Genomic DNA, 8,848 nt, shown 5'->3' on the forward strand with positions numbered 1-8,848 from the left:
TCAGTAGGCTTTTTGGCATACAATTGCTACCTTTGCATTTTGGTTTGTTCCCCGCACAAAGGGGAACAGTATTTATTTTATTTTCCAAAACGAATGATGTTAAACTACTTGCGTCCTGCTGTTTGCTGTACGGTTTTTGTCGTATTATTGAGCTGTTTCGCTGCCTGCGACATCGGCACCGGCGATGAACCCCTGCCCGCTTATTTGCACATTGATACTGTATTGGTAGATACACAGGGCGGCGCACAAGGCAGTGCGTCGTCAAAATTTACCGATATAATGGTTTTTATTAACCAACAAAATATCGGCGTATTTCCCTTGCCCGCCACCGTGCCGGTGCTGTCGCAGGGAGCCACCCAAATCGACATCGCCCCCGTACTGATGCGCAACGGCAGTTCCACGAATCGTATTGCTTCGCCTCTGCATACTTTTTATAGCACCACACGCAACCTCGAGCCGCTTCAAAACGTCCTATTAGTACCAAGTGTGAGCTATCACGACAATTGTCAGTTTAGCCTGATAGATGATTTTGAATCGCAAAATATGATGGAAGATGAAGATGATGAAAATGATTTGGATATTACTGCAATAGATAGTTTGGTATTGGAAGGCGAACGCAGTGCAACGGTGTTGCTTTCTGCCGACAACCCTACTTTTCATATAGGCACTATTGAGTTGTATGCATGGGATTTGTCGCAGGTGATGCCTTATTTGGAGTTGGATTATAAAAATGAGGCGGTTTTTAGCGTATCGTTGGTGGGCTATAAAAACAACAATGCACAGGAGATGGATTTGCTGAGTATATCGCCCAAAACACAGCGCAATAAAATTTATATTGATTTGAGCGAAGCCGCCGCCTTTTTAGATGCCTCTTTTTATGAAATACGCTTTGCCGCCACCCTGCCCGACAGCCTCAGTAAAGCGCGTTTTGTGTGGGACAATATCAAATTAGTCGGTGCGCCGCGCTGATGTTCTCATCATCACAGTCGTACATTTTATTTTCTATAAAAAAATGAACTTATCTCGGTACTACGGCACATTTTATTACATATACAGAATTGAAAGAAACAGGACAGAAAAACTTACATACTCTTGCATCAGGTAAAAAAAATAGGAATTCTTTTTTATGTACTCAGCGATTATATAGCGGCGGTGCTGACGTGGACTTTGTTTTTTTTGTACCGCAAAATCTATATTGAAAGCAATTATTTTGAAATATCGCTGCTTGCCAACAAACAATATTATTTAGGTATTGCTTTAATTCCGGTCGGGTGGTTGTTATTGTATTTTTTAAGTGATACCTATCACGATATTTATAAAAAATCGCGGTTGGCAGAATTGTCGCGCACTTTGGCACAAACGACACTGGGAGTATTAATTTTGTTCTTTGCTTTGTTGTTAGATGATTTTGTGGAAAATTATCAAGTATATTATTATTTGATAGCAGTTCTATTTATGTTGCAATTTGGTTTTACTTTCGGCGGGCGGCTACTGCTGCTCACCTTCACCAAAGCACAGCTCCACAGTGGCAGTATCCGCTACCGCACCTTATTGGTAGGCAGCAATCTGAAAGCCCTGCAACTATACGAAGAAATCGTTTTCAAACGCCACTCCATCGGTTACGGATTTGTGGGTTATGTAAAAATAGCAGATAAAAACGGTGCAAAACTTGACAATTACCTGCCCTGCTTGGGCAATAGCGAAGACATACGCAGCCTGTGCGAGCAATATTATGTTGATGAGGTAGTGTTTGCGATAGAAACTTCCGAACACCACCGCCTCAACGAAATGCTCAACGCACTGGCAAATACCGAAATTGTAATTAAAATTATTCCTGATATGTATGACATTCTTTCCGGCTCAGTAAAAATGAATCACGTTCGCGGGGCAGCATTGGTAGAAATATATCCCGATCTGATGCCTTTGTGGCAACGCCGCATCAAACGCGCCATAGACATAAGCGCATCGGTGGCGGTGCTGCTGCTGCTGCTGCCGATATTGCTATACATCGCTTTGCGCGTAAAAATGTCATCAAAAGGCAATATTCTTTACTATCAGGAGCGGGTCGGCAAATACGGCAAGCCGTTTTACATCATCAAATTCCGCTCTATGTACGAAGATGCCGAAAGCCGAGGTCCGGCACTTTCCAGCCAAAACGACCCGCGCATTACGGTTTGGGGCAAAGTGATGCGCAAGTGGCGACTCGACGAATTGCCACAATTTTACAATGTGTTGCGCGGCGATATGTCTTTGGTGGGTCCGCGTCCCGAGCGCAAATTTTACATAGACCAAATCATACAACAGGCTCCCGAATACCGCCATCTCCAAAAAGTGCAGCCCGGTATTACTTCGTGGGGTATGGTACAATTCGGATATGCCGAAAATGTAGAACAAATGGTAGAGCGCATGAAATACGATTTGATTTACATTGAAAACATGTCGCTCATCAACGATTTTAAAGTGATGATTTATACAGTGTTGATTTTATTGCAGGGCAAAGGAAAATAGAAGAGGAATTTATACTTCCACCTTAGCCTTTAAAAAAAAATCAAATGTCTGTTGTGGGCGCAGCCCAATCTGTTGCCAAACCCTTTTCTATTACTTCATAAATAGTGTTCAATTCATCATCACTGATACAATAAGGCGGCATTATATACAGCACATTGCCCAAAGGACGCAATAATACACCGTGCTGCAAACAGAAATCGTACATGCAATCGCGCAGGGAATGATGATAATGAGCCGCTTCGCCTGCATTGATTTCTACGGCGATAATAGTACCTTGCTGCCGCAAATCGCGTATTTTATCTTTGTATCGCTCCAAAATACGCTGCCCGAATTGGCGGTGCTGTGCTGCAATATGCGCTCGGGCTTGTGTACAATCTTCTTCCAGCAACAAATCCAAACTCGCCAATGCAGCCCTACACGCCACCGGATTGGCGGTATAGGAATGTCCGTGATAAAAAGTGTGCAAAGGAGAATCCGAATAAAAAGCATCGTAAATATGCTGTTGGCAGGTGCTGATGCCCAAAGCCATTGTACCGCCCGTAAGCCCTTTGGAGAAGCACATTATATCGGGGGCGAGTGCTGGGTTTTTTATTTGTTGCGAAGCAAATAAAGTATCGGTTCTGCCAAATCCCGTCATCACTTCATCGGCAATGGTGAGTACACCGTGCTGCTTGGCAATGCCCAGCAATTCCGCCAAAGCCTCGGGGCTGTGCATACACATACCGCCTGCGCCCTGCACCAAAGGCTCGTAAATAAAAGCCGCCGTTTGTTCGTTGCACAGCTGCCGCATAACTGCGATACTTTGTTCCAAATTTTCGGTTTCGGGCGGCGGCACAAAATGTACTTCAAACAAAAAATCGTGAAAAGCTCGATTGAAAATATTACGCTCGCCCACCGCCATCGCTCCAAATGTATCGCCGTGATAGGCATTTTGCAGGGCGATGATATGGCGGCGTTCGCTTTTATCGCCATTACTCCAATATTGCAAAGCCATTTTCAGAGCCACCTCCACCGCCGTAGAGCCATTGTCGGAAAAAAACACTTTTTGTTGCTGTAATTGCACGGTTTCCAAGAGGCGGTGTGCCAGAGTTTCGGCAGCGGGGTGCGTAAAATCGGCAAAAATAACATGTTCCAGTGTATGCAGTTGTTCGCTCACCTGCTCGGCGATATACGGGTGTGCGTGTCCGTGCAAATTTACCCACCAGCTTGCAACGGCATCAATATAGGTTTTGCCATCGGCAGCATACAAGAGGGCACCTTTTCCGGCTACGATGGTAACGGGAATACGCGCATTTTTTTGTTTGGAAAAAGGATGCCAAACAGGAGTAGTCGTCATCATTGCGGCAATTTTATGAGTTGTAATTGTTCTTTAAAAAAGCATAAAATTTTTCAAAAACCTGTGTTTTTTTATCAAAAAAATACAACTTTAGAAACCGATGTATGAAAATATTACTTTAAAAAATTCGTAATTTCTTCATCAAAAGGCTCTACGCGCGAAGCAAAAGAAGCGACTAAGTATCCGTTTTCGTCTATTAAAAATTTATGAAAATTCCACATTACAGAAGCGTCCATCACGCCGTTTTGCGACTGTTGGGTGAGCCACTGATAAATAGGGTGTGTGTCTTTTTTAATAGAGATTTTTTCGGTAAGCGGAAAAGTAACGCCGAAATTTTTGCTGCAAAATTGTTGTATTTCAGTGGCAGTGCCGGCTCTTGCCCGCCAAAATCGTTGCAGGAAAACCGATAATAACAAGGCGGTCTTTATATTGCTGATACAATTCCTCTAACTGGGCGTATTGTTTGGTATAGCCGCACTCGGAGGCTACATTGACGAGCAATATTTTTTTACCTTTAAAATTCGCCATATCCAGAGGCTTGCCATCTATGCCCTTAATGCTGAAATTGTGAAGAGAGGGGGCTTGTTGTGGTGGGTTTTCCATGTTTTTTTGTGTATGAGAAGTAGAAGAAGCTGCAGCAAGCGGAGCGACCTTGACACGTTGTTGGCAGGCAGCCAATCCGAAAAAGCAAAGAAATTCCTATAAAACTGCTGATTTTTTTTCACCAAAGGGAATAATGATGTTTTTTTTTTAAATTTAGTTTTATAACAAAGTGACAAATAAAAGGTTTGATAGTAAAACAAAATATTTGGCAATATAATCAAGTTTTATTGGCTCAAAAACGATGGCTTTGTCTATCTTTGTGCTTTCTTTGCTCGTATCATATTTTTAATATTGCAAGCATTTTTTACATTATATAATATAAATTCTATTTGTTCTGCAATCAAAAAAGTTTATATTTTACTCTACTATCATCGTATCAATGGATATTAAGGCTCGTTTGATAAATTTAGCAAAAACTGGTTTACCGTATATATTATTAGCTTTGTTTTTGGTGTTTTATGCCATAAAAACAGAAAGTTGGTTTATGATGGTGCCGACAGGTATTGGTTTTTTTTGGAATGGTTATTTCGTATTTTTTTTCCTTTGCGCCATTTAGATAGTCGTCCGCATCGGATATTTACCGCACTGTTTTTAGTTACATCTTTGTATTGTGCCGTATTAGCTGCTTTTCCCAAACTCAACAATAATATCAATATTTATATATCATCTTCTGCCTTCGGTTTGTGGGTATGGGCTTTTACGCTGATGTTGCAGCCTTATTATTTCAATACTTTTGATATAAAAAATCATACACTTTCGGTCGGAAAATTATCTATACCGGCGGCACTCAAAACACCGCGCATGCAATATGTATGGCTTTTTCTGCTGTTTGTGCTTGGCTTGGCTTGGCGATGGTATGGTATTTACAACAACGACCCCACCTTTGACGAAAATTTTCATTTATACGCTGCCAAAGATTTGCAGCGCGGTGTGCCTTCGGATTATACACGGGCGTGGTTGGTTAATCACAGCATATCGTGGCTGTATGTATATTTTAATCCCCAAACTTACCATGAGCATGTATATGTAGCCAAAATACCGGGTATTATATTGAGCAGCCTCGCTATTTTTCCGGTTTATTTTTTGGGGCGTTTACTCTCGCCGGCGGCAGGTTTGATGGCGGCTTTTCTGTGGGTAGTGTCGCCTTGGGGCGTGGGTACTTCGCGCGTTATTCGGGAATATGCCTTTTATCCTGTGTTCATCACTTTGGAAATTTATCTGACCTATATTTTGATGCAGGTGGCTTTTTTGAAAAAGAAAATATCGCTGTGGGGTATTGTCGCCATTGTTTTGTATTTATTGTTTTTATCTTGGTATATTTTCAATATAGATCCTTCTTCTACCATCAAAATCGGTTTGGTATTTCCGATTATTGCTGCTGTATCTTTTATTCTGGTGTATGCCGATATTATCATATTAATCAGAAAAATCAACTGGAACAGAATTTTATACAGCCTCATTCCTGTTACTATTGCAACTTGGATATTGTACAAACTTTTAGATAAAAAAATCCGTGCTTTCAGCTTTACCAACCCCTACGAAAACATAGATTGGTTTAATACATTTCTGTTTCCGAGTCGTTTGGTAGAGCATTGGTGGGGCGACAGCAATTTTATTTATTTGGTTTTAATGGTAATTTTTGCCGGTATGTCGTGGGCAATGCTGCGCCGCAATCGTTGGTTTTATATTGTACTGGCAAGTTTTATGCTCACAGTTGTAGCCTACTATTGGTTCTTTTTCCGTTTATTCCAAATCCGCTATATCTATTACGCACTTCCGTTATTTGTGTAGTATTTGCGTATGGTTTAATAGCAACAATCAATGTTCAACGCCCTTTGTAACACGCTTTCCGCTGCGCCCAATAGTGATGGTTACTTCTTTGGTATTGGGTTATTTTATTTTTAATCCTATTTATTTTACAGAAACCTTAGAAACCTACGATCCCAAATACAACCGCTTTTTTTCATCTACCAAATTGGTACATTTCAAAAAGGACAATGTGGAGAAGTTCTTAGCCAGATTAGAAGATTCCACTTTACAAAATTCGGGCTTTGTTATTTCCAATGTCTATAAAGATGTTTTAAAAATCAATCACAATATTCCGTCTGCCAAATTGGGTATTTTTTTCCAAAATTCGGCGGGGCGTTATAAGGAGATGTGGAAAAACCTGATACGGTTCGACGAGGGTTTTATTATTTTTGACAGCGAAATAAAAGATAAAAAATGGGTTTGCCGACTTCGCGTCCTTTACCTTTTAGATTGACAATTACCTTAGAAAAAACTATCCCGATTGTATTATTTACCGTTGGCGGCGTTACGACCCCTTCTTAGATGCTAAACTGCCCCGTTTTGGAAGCCGACAAAACGGCAACACGAGCTTTAACGAAAACTGAAGGAGAATCCACCATTTTTGTTCCGTCCCAACATCACCGTTGATTTATCCAAACCTTTTTCGTTGGCTTTTTGGACACACTCCTTCACCGAATTTCCGGGTTCTCCCTACTCCTTGGGCAACAGAAAAAATGAAGGTATTTTGGTAGAGTCGTGCGGCGATACCGAAGAGGCTTCTTTGCGTTTTCGCTACATGATATAGCCGGCGACAATGCCTATGTAAGCAGTGGTCTTATTAACGATGGCAACTGGCATCATATCGCATTTACCAAAAAGGCGGCAAAGTGGGGTGATGAATACGGAATATATGTAGATGGTAAAAAGTAGATACCAAAAAAGTTCCGCGCGAAAAAAACAGCCGTGGAGTTCATTATTCTGAATTTTTATTGGCGAAACAGACGACACCCGTATCTATCTTGCATTAGATGATGCACAGGTGGCAGCCCTTACAACAAGGGCACACTTACCACTGAAGTATTTTGGAAGCCAACGGCAAAAATTCGGACCGCTGCATCGTTACCTGAAAAATAAGGTATGAATATACTGTTTTTAAATTATGAATTTCCGCCTTTGGGCGGAGCGCAAGTCCTATCAGCTACGACATTGCCCGCCACTACGCCTAGGCGAATATGGTGTCGCGGTAGTTACGATGGCTTTTGAGGGCCGCCCGCCTATGAAGTGCGCGGCGATTGCATATTTATCGCATCGCCGGCCGTCGCCGAAAAAAGAGATGTACGCCTGATGAAATGTTGCGCTACCTCTGGAATGCAAAGGTTTTTTAAAATGCATCTGCAAAAAAAAAAAATCACTTTCACGAATTACAGCATCGTACATTTTTGCTGTTCCGACGGTGTATATTGGCGCGTTGGGTAAAAAAGAAACTACAATATTCCTACATTCTCAGTCACGGCAGCGATACTTCCACACTATAATCAAGACCGTTTTGTTTCTACCGTTTTTTACGAAGCCTTTGCTGCGTGCAGTTGCCAATGGAGTCTACTTGGAAATTTTGCCCGGAGTTCTGCCTATCTCGCCCAATTAGCCAATCAGCAATTGCAGCGCACTTGTTCCTATCAGGTTATCCGCGAAGGTTTTGGTGCCGCTGTCTGCGCATTTCCTTTGCCCAAAGCAAATGCGCAGCCAGTGGTCGTCGCCTCCTGCCGCGCAAAGTTTTCGCGGCCCTCATGTTACCGTTGCCGCCAGAGCGATTTTCCTTTTGAGTTGCATATTTGCGGCGATGGACCCGACCGCCCACATTTAGAGACGAAGAATTGGCGGCTCGTTTACGGCTACACCTGTTGTGTTTCACGGCTGGCTCAACAACGAAAGTCCACCAATACCACCCACTTTGTTGGGCAGAGAAGCGGCGATATGACCGCTTATTTCTTCTGAAAATCCCTGCCAACGAAAGCCTTGTTGGAGGCGATGTCAGCGGGCGCAACTGCCGTGCTCACTTCAATGTATCAGGCTGCCCCCAGAGAGCGGTGGGCGATAGCGGTATGATGCTGCCGCGCCCGATGATATAACTGCCTTGCAAAATGCTTTGCGCAACCACTTTGCAGCGCCCACTTTAACAACAATTGGGGTCAGCACGCCGACGCGTGATAGAACAGTACGACTCAGAACAAAGGAAGGGAAACAATTCCGCAGTATATAGCGGCATTATTGACGGCGGCCCCCTCGGGTGCAGGTTTTAAAATAAAAAACAAAAGCCTGAAAGTGCGTACTTTCCAGGGCTTTTTATAATATATTTTTCAAAAAAGTAAAAAACTAACTTATTTTTGCACGTTCCAATCCTTTAATCCCTATCATACCATATTCTTTGGCTTCATCAGACCGCATCCAATAATCGCGGTCGCTGTCTTTTCCACTTTTTCGCAAGTGTTTGTCGGGTATGATTACTCAAAATCTGATACAATTCATTTTTGCGATTTTTGATTTCATTACAGTGATTTCCATATCGCTTTAGCTTGTCACTTGCGCACCGCTGCCATCGGTTGGTGTATCATC

Annotated in this window: 8 protein-coding genes and 1 pseudogene; 6 read left to right on the forward strand and 3 right to left on the reverse strand. The window is 42.4% G+C overall.

From position 1 onward, the window contains the following. Positions 1–93: 93 nt before the first annotated feature. Positions 94–969: a hypothetical protein gene (locus tag IPL35_15190; protein ID MBK8444661.1), complete on the forward strand. Its 876-nt coding sequence runs from the start codon at positions 94–96 to the stop codon at positions 967–969. Between the two features lie 123 nt (positions 970–1,092). After that, positions 1,093–2,508: a sugar transferase gene (locus tag IPL35_15195; GenBank protein MBK8444662.1), complete on the forward strand. Its 1,416-nt coding sequence runs from the start codon at positions 1,093–1,095 to the stop codon at positions 2,506–2,508. A 40-nt stretch (positions 2,509–2,548) separates the two neighbouring features. On the opposite strand, the gene bioA is transcribed toward IPL35_15195, so the two are convergent. Beyond that, the gene (gene bioA, locus IPL35_15200) at positions 2,549–3,847 is read right to left on the reverse strand and encodes an adenosylmethionine--8-amino-7-oxononanoate transaminase (GenBank protein ID MBK8444663.1); all 1,299 of its coding nucleotides are present in this window, start codon (positions 3,845–3,847) and stop codon (positions 2,549–2,551) included. 110 nt (positions 3,848–3,957) lie between these two features. Further along, positions 3,958–4,447 (reverse strand): annotated as a pseudogene (locus tag IPL35_15205) (glutathione peroxidase). A 513-nt stretch (positions 4,448–4,960) separates the two neighbouring features. On the opposite strand from IPL35_15205, the gene IPL35_15210 reads away from it, so the two are divergent. The 4 genes from IPL35_15210 to IPL35_15225 all read left to right on the forward strand — a co-directional run bounded on the left by IPL35_15210 (position 4,961) and on the right by IPL35_15225 (position 8,364). After that, a complete protein-coding gene (locus IPL35_15210) occupies positions 4,961–6,238 on the forward strand; it encodes a hypothetical protein (protein MBK8444664.1) in 1,278 nt (425 codons plus the stop codon). Next, the gene (locus IPL35_15215) at positions 6,231–6,710 is read left to right on the forward strand and encodes a hypothetical protein (GenBank protein MBK8444665.1); all 480 of its coding nucleotides are present in this window, start codon (positions 6,231–6,233) and stop codon (positions 6,708–6,710) included. The genes IPL35_15210 and IPL35_15215 overlap by 8 nt, the downstream gene beginning before the upstream one ends. A gap of 147 nt (positions 6,711–6,857) precedes the next feature. Beyond that, positions 6,858–7,040 carry a hypothetical protein gene (locus IPL35_15220; protein ID MBK8444666.1) on the forward strand — a complete coding sequence of 61 codons (183 nt, stop codon included), beginning with the start codon at positions 6,858–6,860 and terminating at the stop codon, positions 7,038–7,040. 1,027 nt (positions 7,041–8,067) lie between these two features. Beyond that, positions 8,068–8,364 carry a hypothetical protein gene (locus IPL35_15225; GenBank protein ID MBK8444667.1) on the forward strand — a complete coding sequence of 99 codons (297 nt, stop codon included), beginning with the start codon at positions 8,068–8,070 and terminating at the stop codon, positions 8,362–8,364. A 244-nt stretch (positions 8,365–8,608) separates the two neighbouring features. Here the strand turns inward: IPL35_15225 and IPL35_15230 are convergent, their stop codons facing one another. Then, the gene (locus IPL35_15230; GenBank protein ID MBK8444668.1) at positions 8,609–8,737 is read right to left on the reverse strand and encodes an ATP-dependent Clp protease proteolytic subunit; all 129 of its coding nucleotides are present in this window, start codon (positions 8,735–8,737) and stop codon (positions 8,609–8,611) included. Positions 8,738–8,848: the final 111 nt, after the last annotated feature.

The sequence above is a fragment of the Sphingobacteriales bacterium genome (genome assembly GCA_016711285.1).
Classification (GTDB): domain Bacteria; phylum Bacteroidota; class Bacteroidia; order Chitinophagales; family UBA2359; genus JADJTG01.